Raw genomic sequence first — 16,404 nt, forward strand, 5'->3', positions numbered from 1 at the left:
TGGCCTTGTGTTGGTTCACTTTTTGAAAATAAATCCATATAAAACAATCGTCTTTACAAATTGAACCAACTGAACCGACTGAACCAACATGTTTACGCTTATATATAGAGAAATTTCAGGGGAAAAAGGCACTTTCAAACGGTGGAATGCGGCTTTGCTGGCAGTTGATTACCGGTTGCTCTGTGTTTTGTTGTTTTTAGTCCCATCGATGGGAGATTGAGCGGTACGCAAAAATGGTACGCAGGTACGCAAAAAAACCGAGGTGCGTACCAAGTAAAGCCCCTTCACTGCTGGCAATGGCGAAAAGTACGCACCAAGGCCGAACGATACAACGCCAGATACGAAACCGATACGTGGATTGCGTACCACCGCCCGAAGCGTTCCGGCTTGAGTTGTCGCTTAAGTTTCCACATCGCAAAAGTTTCCACTGGAAAGTTTCCACCGGAAACCAGAGTGGAAACCTCAAGATAAAATCGGCTTGGCTGTAACGCTCCTGCAGGTGACATAACTGGCGGAACGACAGTGCGCCGGTATTCATTACGCTATCCAAGGTAAAATCAAATAGCGCAATCCTTGAGGCAACGACCATGAAACCAAAGCACCTGGCAGAAATAGCCGCGGCAAGCATTCGGGCGAACGGCGGTTCGGTATCGCCGTTTGAGTGCCGGGAACTGGAAAGGCTGATTATCCGCAGTGCGGAAAACCGTGAACGTTTTATTCAAAAAATCAGAGCGCCGGCGTATGAGTGGAAAAAGCCCGTGCCGCGCAGAAGGGCCGCAAAATGAAAAAATCGAACCAACAATCAAGATCGGGCTGGGGTGGTAAGCGTGCGGGTGCTGGCGCTCCCCTGGGTAACACGAACGCCGTGAAGCATGGCGAACGGAGTAGACGGGCATTCTTTACGCTGTCTGGCGCTGAGCAGTTACCGCCGCTGGTGTCCCTACGAGCCAATAATTTGGCTATCGCCGAACGCATAGGGGAATTATGGCGCACCTCCCCGAACGCTGACCCGGCGACACAGCGTGAACTGATGCTGCTGGACGGTATCATGTGGCAGCATACCAGGCGCATGGCAAAGCTGGAGCTGGGTAAGTCCAGGCTGGCGCTCAAGCTGGCACGGCTGGAACTGGCGCAGGTAAAGTCACAACTTGCCCAAGCAAAAGCCGCCATGCGTCAAGATAGTAAGAAATAGTAAGGCTCAGACGTTTTTCAAGGCATCAAATAGCGACAAATATAGACGTTTGAGCAGATCGGATAGGAACAAATAGGAACGTCGTAAGCGTTTCATGGTGGCCGGTCATGCCGAAGCGCCACCAAATCACCCTATCCGTTATCAAAGCCCGCAATCCGTTATCAAGCACGGGCCCAACCTTGACTGTTTGAGACAAACGGGAATCGCGTAAAATGCTCAAAGCCTCATCCCGTCTGGGTTCGAGTATCATTGTTGTGATGTTATCGTCCTGAATAATTTATGGCGGGCGGGTGCTGAAATCGGCCTGATTACATTGACCAGCATTGACAAAGGGTAGCCAATGGCAGCGTTATCGAATGAGGTTAAAGCATTTATAGTTCAGCATCTTGCCTGCTATGAAACCCCCTCAGCAGTGGTTGAGTTTGTAAAACAAGAATTTGGCGTGATAACGACCAAGCAGCAGATAGAGCTGTACGACCCAACCAAGGCGAACGGTAAGGCTCTCGGCAAAGTGTGGGTAGATTTATTCCAAGCTACCAGGGCGCGATTTCAGTGCGTAGTGAGTGATACGCCGATCGCCAATAAGGTATGCCGACTACGCATCCTCGATCGCATGGCAAGGCGCACGGAAAGCATGGGCAACTATGCGTTAACCGCTAAAATCATGACCCAGGCAGCAAAAGAGGTAGGTCACGCTTACACCAACCAACAAAAGCAGCGGCGTTCCAGGGGGTGATACTGGTTGCCAGATGTGAGGTTGCCAAGTCGGTTGCCACCCAAAAGGCTATTTCTGAGCGGATACCGGTAGCGTAGCATTTTGGTATCGCACCCCAGCTATTCTACCCGCACCGCCTCACCCTCTATCGCGTCACGCCTACCGCCTTCATCACGTCGCAGCTTACAGGAACCGGGCAGGCCATAACGGGAGCAGTTACACCAAACACCCGCGCCGCCGCCTGATTGCGTAGTATCCTGCCGCTGTTCGTAGCTGATTACCTTTTCTAACAGGCCGTCTTTCGTCATTGCCTCCAGCGTTCGCCGGGTAGATTCGATCTGGTGGCGGTTATCATGCGAGGTTATACCGTGGAGCAGGTAGGCCACACCAGACACGTCGAAAGGCGGTGGTCCAATCTCACCCGTCACCCATTTGGCGTTATCAGGTTCAAAGTAGCTCAGTATCTCTTTTTTGCGGCTGGTCATTCTCATGGCTGGTGGATTCCTTAATGTGGGATACATCTATCCTACAATAAGAAATCACAGCCGGGGCATTCTTCACCATGATGCGGGTTTATCCCGTATGTACCCAAATGGACGAGGACAGCTCTCAGGCTGGGATCGGTTGAGCGAGGCTAAGCAGTTTTTCCCTGGACGGCAGGGGTGACGGTAGGAGGCCAAAAAGCAGGCTAAAGTGATGGTGACTTTTGCCTATGGGACTACATAAAGGACTATGAAACACATCTATATTTAATGAAGTTAATAAATAACATGTAATTACGTTGATATTTCAAATACGGCGACGGGATTTAACCGCCGCCTGATTGTTTACGCCAAATAAAACACTTCACGCAGTGCTGAGCTGACCGGGCTGTTATCCGGGTTGCTCGGCATCACATCGCCCATAAAACGCCACCAGCGCTGGCAGATGGCGGTATTAGCCACGGCGTTCCAGCGTTCTTCCGATTCGATCTCAACATAGCCAAACAGCAGGTTGCGTGTTTCGTCCAGAAAAATGGAATAGCGGTGCGCCCCGTGAGCTTTCAGCACCTGTTCCAGCTCTGGCCAGATCGGGTTATGGCGCTGTTGATATTCCGCGTGAGCATCTGGGTTAATCTGCATGACAAAAGCCTTACGGATCATCGAATTTCCTCCGAATGACAACGTGGTGATCGGCGCTAATCCTTGAGCGCTGCTGCCAGCGGGGTGACGCCAAAGCGCTGGGCCAGAGCGGCTAACTGGCTGGCAGAAATGGTTTGCTTCTTACCGCCCATCGACAGCACTTTCACCATGATTTCGGCGGATTTCTCTGCGGTATCGATCAGGCCGAAAGCGTCATCCAGCGTTGGGCCGCTGCCGAAGATGCCGTGGAACGGCCACAGCACCAGGCTGTGTGCCTGCATCTGTTCGGCGGTCTGGGTGCCGATCCCATCGGTGCCCGGCACCATCCACGGCACAATGCCGATGCCATCCGGGAACACCACCAGGCATTCGGTGCTGCCTTCCCACAACAGGCGGGTAAAGCGGGCGTTGTCCAGTTCCTGCACAAAGCTCAGCGCGATCAGGTTGGTGGCGTGGCAATGCATGATGACGCGATCGCGACCAGAACTGACCCGCATCCGCACGATATGCGACTGGAAATGAGCCGCCAGTTCTGAAGTCGGTAAGCCGCCTTGCGGTAGCCCCCAGTGGATGTGATAGGCGGTGCCATTATGGTTCAGTTGCAGCAGCACCAGATTTTCTTCTGGGGCCAACTGCACGTTGCGGAAGAACTTGCCTGAGCCGGTGACCAGAAACCAGCAATTGGCCAGTTCGCTGGCTGGTTGCGTCAATTCAACGCAACGCGGTTGAGCGGCGAAGCTGCTACGGAATGGTTCAACGTCCTCCGCCGTTAGCCGCAGGCTGACGTTGCCGCCGTTACGTTCATCCCAACCTTTGAACCACATATCGCTGGTGGCCTTGATCATACCCTGGATAAACCAAGAGGAGAGTAGCTGTTGCATTACGCAGTATCCTTAACGTTGGCTGAGAATCTGTTGTTCGTAGCTGCGCACGTTGTCGAGCCAACGGGCATCAGCCGGGACATCGTTGCGCTGACAGTAGGTTTCCCACACCGCTTGCCACGGCAGGCATTTTTGTTCTTCCAGCAGGGCCAAACGCGCGGTGTAATCGCCACGCTGCTCGATTTGCCGCAGCATTTCGGTTGGTTCAAGCAGGGCGCGCAGCAGCGCTTTCTTCATATTGCGGGTGCCGATCACCCAAGCGGCGATGCGGTTGATCGAGGCATCGAAGAAGTCCAGGCCGATGTGCACGCGGTTGAACAACTTGTGGCGCACGATCTCATTGGCGATGGCCTGAGTTTCGTCATCCAGCAGCACCACGTGATCGCTGTCCCAGCGTACCGGGCGGCTAACGTGCAGCAACAGGCGTGGCACATACAGCATGGCGCTGGAGATTTTGTCGGAAATCACTTCGGTGGGATGGAAATGCCCGGCGTCCAGGCACAGCGCAGTCTGGCGGCTGGTGGCGTAACCGAGGTAGAACTCATTGGAGCCGACGGTGTAGCTTTCTGCGCCGATGCCGAACAGTTTGCTTTCCACGGCGTCGATATGGTGGGCCGGGTCGAGTTTTTCGGCGATCACTTCATCCAGTGCGCTCAGCAAACGCTGGCGCGGGGCCAAGCGATCGATCGGCGTATCTTTCATGCCGTCCGGGATCCAGATATTCATCACCGACGGCGTGCCGAGCTGTTCGCCGAAATAGGCAGAAACCCGGCGGCTGGCCTGGCAATGTTCAATCCAGAATTGACGGATTTCTGGAGCGGCGTGCGACAGGGTAAAACCGTCCGCACTCAGCGGGTGCGAGAAGCACGAAGGGTTGAAATCCAGGCCCAGTCGGTGCTGTTTTGCCCATTCCACCCAGTGCCTGAAATGGCGCGGCTCGATTTTATTACGCGCTACCGGCGTCTCGGATTCGAGGTAAATCGCATGCAGGTTTAAGCGCTTCGGGCCAGGGATCAGCGCCAGCGCCTGCTCCAGATCGGCGCGTAGCTCTTTGGCATTACGCGCTTTGCCGGGGTAGCTGCCGGTCGCCTGAATCCCCCCGGTCAGCGAACCCTGCGGGTTTTCAAAGCCGGCTACGTCATCACCCTGCCAGCAGTGCATGGAGACAGGCAAGGTATCCATGGCCTGAATGGCGGCCTCAACGTCAACGCCAACGGCGGCAAAGCGCTGTTTTGCCAGTTCCCAGGCTTGTTCAATAGAGCTTTTCATACACAAAGTTCCTTAGGTAGTTGACTCAACGACTGAAATTGCGGCCAGTGGGCGGCAAAGTCGGGATTGTCGCGAGGGGTGAAATGTTGCAGCGGGAAATTCTGTGCCAAGATGCGGCGGAATTGGCTGATATCGGTGACGGCATCCAGCGCCATCAACTGGCAACCGACGTTGCCCAGCGTCGAGGCTTCGATCGGCCCAGCGCTGATGGCCAGCCCACAGGCATCGGCACATAGCTGATTGAGGAAATGGTTTTGGCTGCCGCCACCCACAATATGCAAATGGCTCAGCGGGCGGCCATGCAGGGTAGCCAGTTCCTGTGCCACTTGTCGGTAGAGCATGGCCAGGCTGTCGAAGATGCAACGTACCAACTGAGCAGGCGTCTCTGGGACGGGCATCTGTTGTTCACGGCAATAGGCCTGAATGGTTTGGCACATATTGGTTGGGTTGATAAAGCGATCGTCATTGGGGTTAACCAACGAGCGACAGGCAGGTTGTTGCGCGGCTTGAGCGATCAGCGCCGGTAAATCGCTGATATTCAGTTCCTGCGTTGTACGTTGCAGCAGCCACAGGCCCATGATGTTTTTCAGTACCCGATAACCGGTGGCACCGCCCTCGTTAGTAATGTTGGCTGCCAGCGAGCTGGAGTTAACAATCGGTACCGGGCTTTCAATCCCCATCAGCGACCAGGTGCCGGAACTGAGGTAAGCCGCATCGGCATCCTGCAACGGTGTAGCCAGTACCGCGCTGGCGGTATCGTGGGTGGCTACGGCGATCACCGGCACGTGCTGGCCACGGGCGCTGGTCCAGTAACCTACGCGGTTGCCCGGCGGGGTCGGTTTACCCAACCAATGTGCTGGCACACCCGCCCAAGTGAGCAGCTCGGTGTCCCATTGGTCGCTCTCAATATTCAGTAACTGAGTGGTGCTGGCATTGGTGTATTCCCAATTCAGTTGCCCGGTCAGCCGGAAGTGCAGATAGTCCGGGATCAGCAGCAGGTGTGCTACGCGTTCTAACAGTTCAGGCTGTTGCTCGCGCAAGGCACGCAGTTGATACAAGGTATTGAAGGGCAAAAACTGAATGCCGGTGCGCTGATAGATATTGCTCCGCCCGAGAGCGCGTTGGGCTTGTGCCATCACGCCCTGCGTGCGGGCATCGCGGTAAGAGACAGCTTGGCCGACACGCTCGCCCTGGGCATCCAGCAGCACAAAGTCCACGCCCCAGGTGTCGATGCCAATACTGTCGAGCTGGATGCCCTGTCCATCAAGCCGATCAAGTGCCTGGCGGATGTGCTGCTCTAACGTATCCAAGTCCCAGCAATCTTGCCCATTCCGCTGTTGCAAACGGTTGGTAAAACGGCTGACTTCGCGTAGCTGGAGCCGCTGTTGTCCTGGTTGATAGCTGGCCAGCATTACGCGCCCGCTAGAGGCACCCAGATCGATGGCTGCAATGTTGCGTGTGGTCATAAGAGAAAGCCCGTTGTTGCTTGATGACGGGCAGTGTAGAAAGTTGCGGGTAGCGAAGCCTTCTCGCTACTGCCAGTGCCGAAGATGTGTTGGCAAAATGGCAAAGGTAAAGGTGAAGCAGCTCACAGTTTGCCATTCAGCCCGGTTTTCTGTGGGTTGTGACCTTGTACGCATTTCTCAACATTGCTGCGGCATTTCTTAAAAAATGCACAGATTTAGCGTGTTTTTCGGTTAAAAACTTAAGGTATCTTCCTTGATGCTTCTCTTACTATCGGTAACCGACGTTGCGCGGTAATCCCGCCGCGCCAAGGAACGGGGGTAAGATGAATCTATTACACAGTAGTGATTTTTTCCCTTCCTGTAGCGCGTCCGTGGTGATTGAACCCCGTGATCCGCAGCAGGCTTTTCCGGAGCATCATCATGATTTTTACGAAATCGTGATTGTCGAGCAGGGGGCCGGTGTTCATGTGTTCAACGGCAACCCTTATACCCTCAACAGTGGCTGCGTCTGCTTTGTGCGCGATCACGATCGCCATCTGTTTGAACAGACCGATGGTTTGATTTTGACCAATATCCTGTTCCGCGCCCCGAATGCGTTCCGCTTTGTTTCCGGCGTGGAGCAATTCCTGCCCCGCGAGCGCGATGGCGTTTACCCTGCGCACTGGCGTATCAACCAGCAGGTGTTACAGCAGGCTAAACGGCTGATGGCATTACTGATGACTACGCCAGCAGGCGATCAGCCTGAAGAGATTGCGCTGCATGAAAGCTGGTTTATGCAGCTACTGGTGCAGTTATGGCGCGGGTGTATGGCACGACAGGGCGACGATCAGGAAGGGCGTCTGCACCAACTGCTGGACTGGTTGCAAAGCCATTATGCTGAGCAAATCGAATGGCCGGAACTGGCAGAGCGCTTCGCCATACCCTTACGCACGCTGCACCGGCAGTTGAAGTGCCATACCAATATGACGCCGCAGCGTTACCTGACCCACCTGCGCTTATTACAGGCGCGCCACCTGCTGTGCCATAGTGACAGCAGTATTACCGATATCGCGTTCCGCTGTGGTTTTGGTGACAGTAACCATTTCTCCACGTTGTTTAAGCGTGAGTTTGCCTGCCCGCCACGGGCACTGCGTGGGTTGTGTTAGCGGTGTGAAATCGCGATGGCGTCAATTTCCCTGGCTTGACGTTCGGCAATAATACGGGGAGTGAAAAAGAGAAAAGGTGTGCAGATGAGGGAAACATTGCTGTTGGAGAGCCGCGATTATCTGCCTTCTGAGCAGATGCCGGTAGCGGTGGCGGAACGTTACCCTCAAGAGGGCTTTGCCACCCATACCCACCAGTTTTGCGAGATCGTGATTGTTTGGCGCGGTAACGGCTTGCACGTGTTGAACGATCGCCCTTATCGCATCACCTGCGGGGATCTTTTTTATCTGCGCGCCAGCGATTGCCATAGCTATGAATCTGTACACGATCTGGTACTGGATAACATCATTTACTGCCCCGAGCGCCTGCGGTTGAATGCCCAATGGGACAACCTACTGCCGCCGTTTGCTGCGGCAGACGAGCGCTACTGGCGGCTATCCACTCAGGGGATGGCGCAGGCGCGGCCCATCATCGCTCAGCTTTCGCAGGAGAGTCGCAAAACCGATGCGCTGTCGCTGCAGTTAACCGAAGTCTTGCTGTTACAACTGGCGATCGTGCTAAAACGCCACCGCTATGCGGTGGATAAAGCACATATGTTGCCAGATGGCGAACAGTTGGATTTGTTGATGGCGGCACTGCAAAACGGCATTGATGGGCAGTTTGAGCTGGCGCTATTCTGCCAACAGCATGGTTTAACGGAGCGAGCGTTGAAGCTGTTGTTCCGCCAGCAAACCGGTATGACCATCAACCACTATCTGCGGCAGATCCGGCTATGCCAGGCCAAGCGCTTGCTGCGCCGTAGCGAGTTTCGCATCAGTGATATTGCCGCCCGTTGCGGGTTTGAGGACAGTAACTATTTTTCTGTGGTATTTGCGCGTGAGGCTGGAATGACCCCACGCGAATATCGCCAGCGGTTTGTGAATCCTTAAGATGCCATCCCCATGCCAACAATGTTGGCTGCCAGAATAATTACCAGGCAACCAAGGCACAGAACGGCAACCGGTTTTCTGGTGCCGCATTTCCACTCTTTCAGCAACAACCCGACAATACCGCCGCACAGCACGTAGAAGCTCATATGCAGCATCCAGCTCATGTAATCGTATTGTGCTGGGATCTTGGCATGACCCCAGGCGTAGAAGAAGAATTGCAGATACCACATCAGGCCCGCCAGCACGGAGAACAGTACGTTGATGACCAGCAGCCGTCTCGGCAGTGAGAAATCCGCTTTGACCGACAGATTGTTCAGGGTTGCCAGGCGGATAAAACAGTAACCGAGGTTAATCAGTGCGCCGCCGCCCATAATCACCACATAACTTGGTAAGGCGACATACAGCGGATCGATGCCCAAGGCTCCTGCCGCTGCGTGCATCGGTTTGGCGGCATCCATGGCAAACGACATCCCGGCAGAGAAAATGCCGCACATCACCGCCAGAGCCAGCCCTTTCTTCAGGTTAAACTCTTCGGCGCGGATCCCCATGGCCCGCTCTTTCAGCAAGCCCGCATAGCTGACGATCACCACGCCGATCAGCGCAACCAATACCCCCAGCAACGACAGGCGGCCCCCGGCAGTGCCGAACAGTAATTCAAAGCGGCCTTGCAGTAATGGGGTCATCAGCGTACCGATGATCAGTGTGATGCCGATAGCGATACCAATCCCCATCGACATGCCGAGATAGCGCATAGTCAGGCCATAGTTGATGTTACCAATTCCCCACATGGCACCGAACAGGAACACGGGCAGCAGAGTCGCTGTACTGAAGGAACCATAATAGTGCCAAAAATCAGGCAGCAACACGTAGCTGACTCCCCAAGGGAGGATGAGCCATGACATAAAGCCGCCAATCGACCACATGGTTTCCCAGGACCAGTTTTTTACCTGTTTGAATGGGGCGTAGAAGCAGGCGGCGCTGGCTGCCCCGACCAGGTGCCAGAATATCCCTAGCATGATGGCATTGTTCATCTTGTTATCCTTCGTTGTTATTGGCGCGGTAAGACCACGGATGAACAGGAAGTCTAAACAGAGGCGATGAAGGGAACCTTCGGGTGGCTGCCGGAGGGCGCAAGAGCGTGGCAAAATTCAGCGGGTGCGTATGTTGGCGATCACAGATTGAGCGAGAATGATGCAGGGCGATGTCTGTACGGTAGGGCATCGCCTTGAGGTGGCAGGTTTTATTCTTTGAGCAATGCGCCGGCATAACCTAGCTGGCGCCAGGCTTCGTACACTACGACGGAAACCGCATTCGACAGATTCATGCTGCGGCTTTGGGCCTGCATGGGGATACGGATTTTTTGTTGCGCAGGCAGTGCATCAAGGATGCTGGTGGGCAAGCCACGGGTTTCTGGGCCGAATAACAGATAATCGCCAGCCTGATAGCTCACCGCGCTGTGTGCCGGGGTGCCTTTGGTGGTCAGGGCAAATAGCCGCTGCGGTTTTTCGCTGGCGAGAAACGCCGGATAATCGGCATGGCGCTTGATGCTGGCAAATTCATGATAATCCAACCCGGCGCGGCGCAGGCGTTTGTCGTCCCATGGGAAGCCCATTGGTTCGATCAAGTGCAACTGGAAGCCAGTATTGGCACACAGGCGGATAATATTGCCGGTGTTAGGTGGAATTTCGGGTTCAAATAAAACGATATTCAGCATGTAACAGGCCCCTCATGATGAGGGGCGCAGAATAGCAAACTCTTGGCTTGCTGGCGATTAGCGCTGATGCAACGGCAGCCACAGCACCAAACGCAAGCCGCCTAACGGACTGTCTTCGGCTTTCACCCAACCGCGATGCTGGTTGACTGCGGCCTCGACGATCGCCAACCCCAGGCCAGTGCCGCCTGATTCGCGATCGCGCGCTTCATCAGTGCGATAAAACGGGCGGAATATTTGCTCGCGATCTTCTGCACTGACGCCAGGGCCGTCGTCGTCAACGACAATGGTGATCCCTTGATTATCGGTGCTGAATGCCACCTCAATGCGCGTGTGGGAGTAACGCAGAGCGTTACGCACAATATTCTCCAGCGTGCTGTCTAGCGCCCCTGCGTTGCCGTAAAGGGTCCAAGGGCCGGGCGGGGAGGTAACCTCCAGATTTTTACCCATCTGTTCGGCTTCGAAGCGAGCATTGTCCAGCACTTCTGCCCACAGTTCATTGGCTTTCAGCAATTCGCGAACCAGCTCGCTTTTCTGTTGCCCGCGCGACAGGACCAGCAGATCGTTGATCATGGAATCCAGCCGTTGGGCCTCGGTTTCAATACGGGCCAGTTCGTTGCCTTCACCGTGGCGGCGGCGCATTAATGCAGTAGCCAGTTGCAGGCGGGTCAACGGGGTACGCAGTTCATGGGAGATGTCGGAAATCAGCCGTTGCTGGGCCGTCATCATTCTTTCAAGAGCGCTCACCATCTGATTGAAACTGGCACCGGTTGCCAGGAATTCCTGCGGCCCAGACTCCAGTTCCGGATGCTGTTTCAGGTTACCGCGAGCCACATCGTCGGCAGCATTTTTCAGCTTACGTGCCGGTTTTGCCAGGCTCCAGGCTAACCAGAGCAACAGCGGAGCGCTGATCAGCATGGTAACAATCAGCAGCAGTAGCGGGCGGTCAAACATCAGGTTGATAAAATCGGATTGCGGGCTGTTTGCCGGGCGGATCAGGTAAAGTTGGTAGTTATCTTCGCCATCACGCACCGAAAATGGCCCGACCAGCTCAACACGACCATACTTTTTCTTCTTTGGATAATCCGCATTATCTGACTGGCCAATAAAGTTACGCACAATCTGCATTTCGTTGCGCTGGGCACCGATCACCCGCCCTTCGCTGGTGACCAGAATCAGGCGTTGGCCGGGAGGGGCCCATTTATCGATGGCGCGAAACAGGCGGCGCCACCACATCAGATCGTTGGCCGGATCGTTTTGCAACTCGGCCTCAACGTGTTGTTCCAGCATCAACCCCTGCCGTTGCTCGCTGTCCAGCAGCGAGGTTATCTGACGGGAGTCTAGCTTGGGCACCATCAGCACCAACATTAGCACCAACGCTAATGTAAACCAGAAAATGGCGAAGATACGTGCCGTCAAACTGTTGATCATGCTGCTGATACCATCAAATAGCCTCGCCCGCGCAGGGTTTTGAACCACGGGTGGCCGTCTTTGCGATCCGGCAATTTACGCCGCAGGTTGGAAATGTGCATGTCAATGGCCCGATCAAACGGTGTCAGGCGCTTGCCCAGCACTTCCTGGCTCAGCAATTCACGCGAAACAACCTGGCCGAGATGCTGCGCCAGCAGGTAGAGCAGGGTAAATTCGGTACCGGTGAGTTCCAGCGTTTGGCCATCAAAAGTGGCTTCCTGACGGCCTGGGTTGAGCTGCAGGCAGTCTACGTCCAGCGTTGGGGCGCTGGTATCCACATTCTGCTGTTGCTCGCTCCAGTTGGAACGGCGCAGGATGGCACGGATGCGGGCCACCAGTTCGCGATCGTTAAAGGGTTTCGCCAGATAATCGTCGGCCCCCAGTTCCAGGCCAAGTACCCGATCCAATTCACTACCACGTGCGGTCAGCATGATCACCGGAGTCTGGTGATGCTGGCGTAGTTCTTTCAATGTATCGATACCGTTTTTCTTCGGCATCATGATATCGAGCAGCAGCAGGTCGATGGAGCTGTCCAGTAACGACAACGCCTGTTCACCGTCGTGGGCCACAACGATGTTAAAACCTTCCATTTCAAGCAGTTCTTTCAGTAGCGAGGTTAACTCGCGGTCATCGTCAACTAACAGAATTTTGTTCATTATGATTTACCTCCTGACGCAAAATACGTCATCAACTGTTGACATTCCATGACTTTACTTAGTTTTACATGCACTGACGCATGTTTGCAGGTGCAGCAGTACACTGTTCCTCGTTGATTCGCAAAGAGAGAATGGTTGAGGAGTTCAAATGCGTAAGTTGAGCAAGGTAGTAATGGCATCAATGCTGGCGATGGGTTCTTCCACTGCCCTTGCCGCTGATACTACACTGGAAATTGCTCAGCCTCATGCCAATGATGCGATGATTAAAACCCCTGGCCAGTACCATATGTTTGAAGGGGTCAGCCTTACCGAACAGCAGCGCCAGCAAATGCGCGATTTAATGCGCCAGGCTCGTCACGATCTACCTGATGTTAAGGTAGCGGAAATCGAAGCTATGCACCGGCTGGTGATCGCAGACAAATTTGATGAAGCCGCCGTGTATGCCCAGGCGGAAAAGATGGCTCAGGAACAGGTTAAGCGCCAGGTCGAAATGGCCCGCATACGCAACCAGATGTATAACCTGCTGACGCCAGAGCAAAAAAGTGTTTTAGACCAGAAGCATCAGCAGCGTATGCAGTTGATGGAGCAACAGACTTCTGGTTTGCAGCAAACTTCTGCCCAGAAGTTGAGTACGACTGAGTAATCCCTGTTTTTTCCTTGCCATAGACACCATCCCTGTCTTCCCCGCCTTTACGGCGGGGCTTTTTTTTCAACCCTTTATAATCTACATCCTTAAAAAACAGCCTGTTAGTAGAGTTACAAAGGTTTGGGGCGTTTTCAAAAACGTTTGAGTGTGGGCACTATGTGGACACTCTCAAATGTTTAATCCTCCCCTCAGTGGATTTAACATGACCGCATTTTGCAAGTAGTCCGGCGCTAGGTGTGCATAGGCCATTGTCTGCTGTATGTTGGCATGTCCCAAGATTTGTTGCAGTGCGATAATGTTGCCGCCATTCATCATAAAATGGCTCGCAAAGGTATGCCGCAATACGTGAGTTGCCTGACCACGCGGTAAGTCAGGTTTAACATCACGTAACTTGGTACAAAACTTCTCGTAATCCACTTTGAATAGTTTACTGCTGGCCTGAGCCTTCACCTCTTCTTCCAGTTCTGGCGAAATTGGGACAGTTCGTTTTTTCCCGTTCTTCGTTTCTAGAAAAGTAACCCGACTATTCACGATTTGCGCTGATGTCAGAGTGCTAACTTCTCCCCAGCGTCCACCAGTGCTTAAGCAGAGCAGCGCTATTAATCTTTCATCACCCACTAAAGTTGATAGTAGGTTTCCGATTTCTTCAGCATCTAAGAACGTCATACCAGGGTTCTTTTCTGCTAACGGCGGCAATCCATGTAACGGGTTTTGCCCGGCGAACTCTTCCAGTTTTATCAGCGCGGAAAACATGCCCGAAAATCTGTAGAGGTCACGGTTTATTGTGGCTGCACTGATGCCGTCAGATAAGCGCTTGCTGCGATGCTCCATTAGTACCCGTTTGTTGAGTTGCTTGATAGGCATATCACCGATGGCTGCGATGGTTTTCAGCAAATGCCGTTTTTCAATCTCACCATTTTTGAGATTTTGCCCGTGATATAGCCACCAGGTATCAACTAACGCGCTCAACATCCTGCGATCTACGTGTTTACCAGCCCACTCTTTTTTATTGGTGTTTGACAGCGCATAACGTTCGAATGCTATAGCCTCGGTCTTTCTGTCAAACCACTTGCGGATGCGACGTCCTTCGCGCCCACCAAGTCTGATGTCCACTTTGTAACGACCATCATCGAGCTTCTTAATCGACATAAGATAGCCCTCCGATGATTTGATCATCTTGATAGCAAATTGTGAAAATGTATATTTTATAAACGGTTAGCCAACATTCCTTTCTGAGAGGCCAGAGTCTTTGCTGCCTTGCCCAGAGTGTGCGCAACCCGGTGCAATCTGCCCGGATTCTGGTGCGGTTTTGTCCGTCATTAGCCAAAGTGTATATTTTTCAAACCGTTGGCTCTTTGTGAGTTGAAGAATTGCTTGTAAGCCTGGTTCAGCATGCCCCCCTTCGTAGTTCTTAAGGGTGCTAAGAGCTAATCCACTGATTTCGCAAAATTTAACTTGGGTTAGTCCTTCAGCTTTTCTGATGGCTCGTATCTTCTCTGACATATTCATTTGACATGGTTCCTAGTCACAGACTATATTCCCCATGAAGGTCTGTATATTGGAACCTTTCGGGGTATGAAAAACCAACCCGATACAAACGGTCTGTAACGGTTTGCAAAGGGTTGGATTAAAGGAGATTAGCACAGATGAACATTGAAGATTATGCGATCCGCTACCCAATTGATGGCGTGACGGTCGAGAAATTCGCCGAATTACTGGGAAAACCAAGCACGGCTGTTTTCGAAATGGTGAAGAAAAATAAACTACCGGTTATTGAGTTGCGTGATCCAGACAAAGTTGGCGCACGCGTCGGCGACAAGTTTGTTTATATCCCTGCTTTCAATCAGGGGCTGCGGGCAGCATTCATGAATAGACCAATTGAACAGCGCGATGCGTGGCTGCTCTGGATTGGCCTTTGAGGGGAGAGAATGCAACAACCTATCTCTATCGCTCCGTTGCTCTGGAACCATCAAACAGTACACAAGCTAGATATCACCATCACCCACGGCAAAGGGCGCAAAGGCATCATCATTCGCACCCGTCGTGCTAGCCGTTGGTTTCCTGCCATCAAATCTGTTTTACAGAGGGGGATTAAATGACAGTCATGACCGTTGCACTCGTTCGTAACCAGCCAGCCGGACTACGTGGCCTTATTGGTCAGCACTTGGCTGCACCGCGCTGGCGTGATACCTGCAATTTTTACAATCGCATGATGGAGCGTGAGCGCCTAACCATTTGCTTTCATGCAGAACTTAAACAGCGCCATGCGGTTATGACGCTGGAAGAAATGAACGAAAGTGACCGTGAGCGTATTGTTTGCGCTATCGATGAGTTACGCAGCGCTTTCGCTAAATACCGTAAACACGGTATCAGCCAATCTGGTTTTATTGGTCGTTTGACGGTTAGCCAACGCCGCACGTTATTTCTTCATGCTGGTTTGACGGAAGCCGAATTTAATCAACCTTATTGGTATATTGATGATGAAACTTGCGCATGGCGCGAGGCATTATTCAGAGCGCTGCGCGAATTATTCAGCTTGTTTGAGTACGCCCCAACCATATTGACAGCAGTCAAGCCCGAACAATATTTGCATTAATTAATCCCGTTTCTTTTTAAAGGCGCTTCACTGCGTCGGGCATTCTTTTATCTGGAGTTTGTATGCACATGTATAAAACCGTCGGTCAGGCGATGCGCAATAAGGCTGACAATGATTCGCGCAACTGGATGTTGAATAACGCGCGTAGCGAAGCGAAGGCCGATGCGGCAGTCAGCTTCTCTGCACACCTGGACAAACTGGCGACACACGCCGCCGTTAACCAGCTTTCCAGCGTTGAGATTATTGAACTACTACGGCAGGAATCAGAGAAATACAACAACGCAGGGCGCGAACAGAAAACGGTATTACATCATGACTGATAATAACCGGGTGGTGATTAATGATTGTTACGCCGTTATCAAGCTGAATGACGGTGATTTTATTCTGGCCGACGTCAAAAAAGACAAAGAATCACATCAGGTTTATTACCCCACGGTCGCGGTGTATTCCAACGAATTAAGACTCACCGCCGATATTGTCAACTTGTGCGTCAAGCGTGGCGTATTTCTCAGAACCATTACCTGTATTCGCGAAGTGATGAGCGAAAGTCACCGCATTGCCGAGTTGTGCCAACAGGCACTTAATCAACTGAATAAAACGGAGCGATAA

Annotated in this window: 23 protein-coding genes; 11 read left to right on the plus strand and 12 right to left on the minus strand. The window is 53.0% G+C overall.

Features of this window, described 5'->3' with window-relative positions:
- Positions 1-284: 284 nt before the first annotated feature.
- The gene (locus IV04_RS27025; RefSeq protein WP_255351735.1) at positions 285-413 is read right to left on the minus strand and encodes a hypothetical protein; all 129 of its coding nucleotides are present in this window, start codon (positions 411-413) and stop codon (positions 285-287) included.
- A gap of 174 nt (positions 414-587) precedes the next feature.
- On the opposite strand from IV04_RS27025, the gene IV04_RS12785 reads away from it, so the two are divergent.
- The 3 genes from IV04_RS12785 to IV04_RS12795 all read left to right on the plus strand — a co-directional run bounded on the left by IV04_RS12785 (position 588) and on the right by IV04_RS12795 (position 1,928).
- On the plus strand, positions 588-785 hold the full coding sequence (locus IV04_RS12785; RefSeq protein WP_037401980.1) for a hypothetical protein: 198 nt from the start codon (positions 588-590) through the stop codon (positions 783-785).
- Positions 782-1,192: a hypothetical protein gene (locus tag IV04_RS12790; protein ID WP_072010882.1), complete on the plus strand. Its 411-nt coding sequence runs from the start codon at positions 782-784 to the stop codon at positions 1,190-1,192. Before IV04_RS12785 ends, IV04_RS12790 begins: the two co-directional genes overlap by 4 nt.
- A gap of 340 nt (positions 1,193-1,532) precedes the next feature.
- Positions 1,533-1,928: a DUF2280 domain-containing protein gene (locus tag IV04_RS12795; protein WP_051916786.1), complete on the plus strand. Its 396-nt coding sequence runs from the start codon at positions 1,533-1,535 to the stop codon at positions 1,926-1,928.
- 98 nt (positions 1,929-2,026) lie between these two features.
- On the opposite strand, the gene IV04_RS12800 is transcribed toward IV04_RS12795, so the two are convergent.
- The 5 genes from IV04_RS12800 to rhaB form a co-directional block, all read right to left on the minus strand.
- Positions 2,027-2,398 carry a hypothetical protein gene (locus tag IV04_RS12800; protein ID WP_037401982.1) on the minus strand — a complete coding sequence of 124 codons (372 nt, stop codon included), beginning with the start codon at positions 2,396-2,398 and terminating at the stop codon, positions 2,027-2,029.
- Positions 2,399-2,734: 336 nt separating this feature from the next.
- Positions 2,735-3,049: an L-rhamnose mutarotase gene (gene rhaM, locus IV04_RS12805; protein WP_037401984.1), complete on the minus strand. Its 315-nt coding sequence runs from the start codon at positions 3,047-3,049 to the stop codon at positions 2,735-2,737.
- Positions 3,050-3,084: 35 nt separating this feature from the next.
- On the minus strand, positions 3,085-3,909 hold the full coding sequence (gene rhaD, locus IV04_RS12810) for a rhamnulose-1-phosphate aldolase (RefSeq protein ID WP_037401986.1): 825 nt from the start codon (positions 3,907-3,909) through the stop codon (positions 3,085-3,087).
- Between the two features lie 12 nt (positions 3,910-3,921).
- Positions 3,922-5,178, minus strand: a complete 1,257-nt coding sequence (locus IV04_RS12815; RefSeq protein ID WP_037401989.1) for an L-rhamnose isomerase — start codon at positions 5,176-5,178, stop codon at positions 3,922-3,924.
- Positions 5,175-6,644 carry a rhamnulokinase gene (rhaB, locus tag IV04_RS12820; protein WP_037401992.1) on the minus strand — a complete coding sequence of 490 codons (1,470 nt, stop codon included), beginning with the start codon at positions 6,642-6,644 and terminating at the stop codon, positions 5,175-5,177. The genes IV04_RS12815 and rhaB overlap by 4 nt, the downstream gene beginning before the upstream one ends.
- A gap of 323 nt (positions 6,645-6,967) precedes the next feature.
- Here rhaB and rhaS point away from each other — a divergent pair, with 323 nt between their 5' ends.
- Together rhaS and rhaR are read left to right on the plus strand one after the other, a co-directional pair.
- The gene (gene rhaS / locus IV04_RS12825) at positions 6,968-7,789 is read left to right on the plus strand and encodes an HTH-type transcriptional activator RhaS (protein WP_037401995.1); all 822 of its coding nucleotides are present in this window, start codon (positions 6,968-6,970) and stop codon (positions 7,787-7,789) included.
- A gap of 84 nt (positions 7,790-7,873) precedes the next feature.
- Positions 7,874-8,716 (plus strand): HTH-type transcriptional activator RhaR, encoded by an 843-nt coding sequence (rhaR, locus tag IV04_RS12830; RefSeq protein WP_037401998.1) that lies wholly within the window; start codon positions 7,874-7,876, stop codon positions 8,714-8,716.
- Here the strand turns inward: rhaR and rhaT are convergent.
- The 4 genes from rhaT to cpxR form a co-directional block, all read right to left on the minus strand.
- Positions 8,713-9,747: an L-rhamnose/proton symporter RhaT gene (gene rhaT, locus IV04_RS12835; protein ID WP_037402001.1), complete on the minus strand. Its 1,035-nt coding sequence runs from the start codon at positions 9,745-9,747 to the stop codon at positions 8,713-8,715. The two genes, rhaR and rhaT, sit on opposite strands and share 4 nt — an antisense overlap.
- A gap of 209 nt (positions 9,748-9,956) precedes the next feature.
- Positions 9,957-10,430, minus strand: a complete 474-nt coding sequence (trmL, locus tag IV04_RS12840; protein ID WP_037402003.1) for a tRNA (uridine(34)/cytosine(34)/5-carboxymethylaminomethyluridine(34)-2'-O)-methyltransferase TrmL — start codon at positions 10,428-10,430, stop codon at positions 9,957-9,959.
- A 57-nt stretch (positions 10,431-10,487) separates the two neighbouring features.
- Positions 10,488-11,858 (minus strand): envelope stress sensor histidine kinase CpxA, encoded by a 1,371-nt coding sequence (cpxA, locus tag IV04_RS12845; RefSeq protein ID WP_037402006.1) that lies wholly within the window; start codon positions 11,856-11,858, stop codon positions 10,488-10,490.
- Complete coding sequence (gene cpxR / locus IV04_RS12850; RefSeq protein ID WP_037402009.1) at positions 11,855-12,553, minus strand: envelope stress response regulator transcription factor CpxR; 699 nt, start codon at positions 12,551-12,553, stop codon at positions 11,855-11,857. Before cpxR ends, cpxA begins: the two co-directional genes overlap by 4 nt.
- Before the next feature lie 148 nt (positions 12,554-12,701).
- On the opposite strand from cpxR, the gene cpxP reads away from it, so the two are divergent.
- Entirely contained in the window at positions 12,702-13,196 is a 495-nt protein-coding gene (gene cpxP / locus IV04_RS12855; RefSeq protein WP_037402012.1) for a cell-envelope stress modulator CpxP, read from the plus strand.
- Between the two features lie 171 nt (positions 13,197-13,367).
- Here the strand turns inward: cpxP and IV04_RS12860 are convergent, their stop codons facing one another.
- Positions 13,368-14,348 (minus strand): tyrosine-type recombinase/integrase, encoded by a 981-nt coding sequence (locus tag IV04_RS12860; RefSeq protein WP_081893210.1) that lies wholly within the window; start codon positions 14,346-14,348, stop codon positions 13,368-13,370.
- Between the two features lie 66 nt (positions 14,349-14,414).
- Complete coding sequence (locus tag IV04_RS12865) at positions 14,415-14,708, minus strand: helix-turn-helix domain-containing protein (RefSeq protein WP_037402015.1); 294 nt, start codon at positions 14,706-14,708, stop codon at positions 14,415-14,417.
- A gap of 137 nt (positions 14,709-14,845) precedes the next feature.
- On the opposite strand from IV04_RS12865, the gene IV04_RS12870 reads away from it, so the two are divergent.
- The 5 genes from IV04_RS12870 to IV04_RS12885 all read left to right on the plus strand — a co-directional run bounded on the left by IV04_RS12870 (position 14,846) and on the right by IV04_RS12885 (position 16,404).
- A complete protein-coding gene (locus IV04_RS12870) occupies positions 14,846-15,118 on the plus strand; it encodes a Cox family DNA-binding protein (protein WP_037402018.1) in 273 nt (90 codons plus the stop codon).
- Between the two features lie 9 nt (positions 15,119-15,127).
- Complete coding sequence (locus IV04_RS26575; protein ID WP_197062186.1) at positions 15,128-15,298, plus strand: hypothetical protein; 171 nt, start codon at positions 15,128-15,130, stop codon at positions 15,296-15,298.
- On the plus strand, positions 15,295-15,795 hold the full coding sequence (locus IV04_RS12875) for a hypothetical protein (RefSeq protein ID WP_037402021.1): 501 nt from the start codon (positions 15,295-15,297) through the stop codon (positions 15,793-15,795). The genes IV04_RS26575 and IV04_RS12875 overlap by 4 nt, the downstream gene beginning before the upstream one ends.
- Before the next feature lie 62 nt (positions 15,796-15,857).
- Entirely contained in the window at positions 15,858-16,115 is a 258-nt protein-coding gene (locus tag IV04_RS12880) for a DUF2732 family protein (protein ID WP_037402023.1), read from the plus strand.
- Positions 16,108-16,404 (plus strand): DUF5405 family protein, encoded by a 297-nt coding sequence (locus IV04_RS12885; RefSeq protein WP_051916787.1) that lies wholly within the window; start codon positions 16,108-16,110, stop codon positions 16,402-16,404. Before IV04_RS12880 ends, IV04_RS12885 begins: the two co-directional genes overlap by 8 nt.

The organism is Serratia sp. Ag1 (genome assembly GCF_000743355.1).
In the GTDB taxonomy this organism is placed as follows: Bacteria; Pseudomonadota; Gammaproteobacteria; order Enterobacterales; family Enterobacteriaceae; genus Chania.

Excerpts from the sequence above, each read along its gene's own strand:
- IV04_RS27025 (WP_255351735.1), bottom strand. The coding sequence starts at position 413 with ATGTGGAAACTTAAGCGACAACTCAAGCCGGAACGCTTCGGGCGGTGG.
- IV04_RS12785 (WP_037401980.1), top strand. The coding sequence starts at position 588 with ATGAAACCAAAGCACCTGGCAGAAATAGCCGCGGCAAGCATTCGGGCG.
- IV04_RS12790 (WP_072010882.1), top strand. The coding sequence starts at position 782 with ATGAAAAAATCGAACCAACAATCAAGATCGGGCTGGGGTGGTAAGCGT.
- IV04_RS12795 (WP_051916786.1), top strand. The coding sequence starts at position 1,533 with ATGGCAGCGTTATCGAATGAGGTTAAAGCATTTATAGTTCAGCATCTT.
- IV04_RS12800 (WP_037401982.1), bottom strand. The coding sequence starts at position 2,398 with ATGAGAATGACCAGCCGCAAAAAAGAGATACTGAGCTACTTTGAACCT.
- rhaM (WP_037401984.1), bottom strand. The coding sequence starts at position 3,049 with ATGATCCGTAAGGCTTTTGTCATGCAGATTAACCCAGATGCTCACGCG.
- rhaD (WP_037401986.1), bottom strand. The coding sequence starts at position 3,909 with ATGCAACAGCTACTCTCCTCTTGGTTTATCCAGGGTATGATCAAGGCC.
- IV04_RS12815 (WP_037401989.1), bottom strand. The coding sequence starts at position 5,178 with ATGAAAAGCTCTATTGAACAAGCCTGGGAACTGGCAAAACAGCGCTTT.
- rhaB (WP_037401992.1), bottom strand. The coding sequence starts at position 6,644 with ATGACCACACGCAACATTGCAGCCATCGATCTGGGTGCCTCTAGCGGG.
- rhaS (WP_037401995.1), top strand. The coding sequence starts at position 6,968 with ATGAATCTATTACACAGTAGTGATTTTTTCCCTTCCTGTAGCGCGTCC.
- rhaR (WP_037401998.1), top strand. The coding sequence starts at position 7,874 with ATGAGGGAAACATTGCTGTTGGAGAGCCGCGATTATCTGCCTTCTGAG.
- rhaT (WP_037402001.1), bottom strand. The coding sequence starts at position 9,747 with ATGAACAATGCCATCATGCTAGGGATATTCTGGCACCTGGTCGGGGCA.
- trmL (WP_037402003.1), bottom strand. The coding sequence starts at position 10,430 with ATGCTGAATATCGTTTTATTTGAACCCGAAATTCCACCTAACACCGGC.
- cpxA (WP_037402006.1), bottom strand. The coding sequence starts at position 11,858 with ATGATCAACAGTTTGACGGCACGTATCTTCGCCATTTTCTGGTTTACA.
- cpxR (WP_037402009.1), bottom strand. The coding sequence starts at position 12,553 with ATGAACAAAATTCTGTTAGTTGACGATGACCGCGAGTTAACCTCGCTA.
- cpxP (WP_037402012.1), top strand. The coding sequence starts at position 12,702 with ATGCGTAAGTTGAGCAAGGTAGTAATGGCATCAATGCTGGCGATGGGT.
- IV04_RS12860 (WP_081893210.1), bottom strand. The coding sequence starts at position 14,348 with ATGTCGATTAAGAAGCTCGATGATGGTCGTTACAAAGTGGACATCAGA.
- IV04_RS12865 (WP_037402015.1), bottom strand. The coding sequence starts at position 14,708 with ATGAATATGTCAGAGAAGATACGAGCCATCAGAAAAGCTGAAGGACTA.
- IV04_RS12870 (WP_037402018.1), top strand. The coding sequence starts at position 14,846 with ATGAACATTGAAGATTATGCGATCCGCTACCCAATTGATGGCGTGACG.
- IV04_RS26575 (WP_197062186.1), top strand. The coding sequence starts at position 15,128 with ATGCAACAACCTATCTCTATCGCTCCGTTGCTCTGGAACCATCAAACA.
- IV04_RS12875 (WP_037402021.1), top strand. The coding sequence starts at position 15,295 with ATGACAGTCATGACCGTTGCACTCGTTCGTAACCAGCCAGCCGGACTA.
- IV04_RS12880 (WP_037402023.1), top strand. The coding sequence starts at position 15,858 with ATGCACATGTATAAAACCGTCGGTCAGGCGATGCGCAATAAGGCTGAC.
- IV04_RS12885 (WP_051916787.1), top strand. The coding sequence starts at position 16,108 with ATGACTGATAATAACCGGGTGGTGATTAATGATTGTTACGCCGTTATC.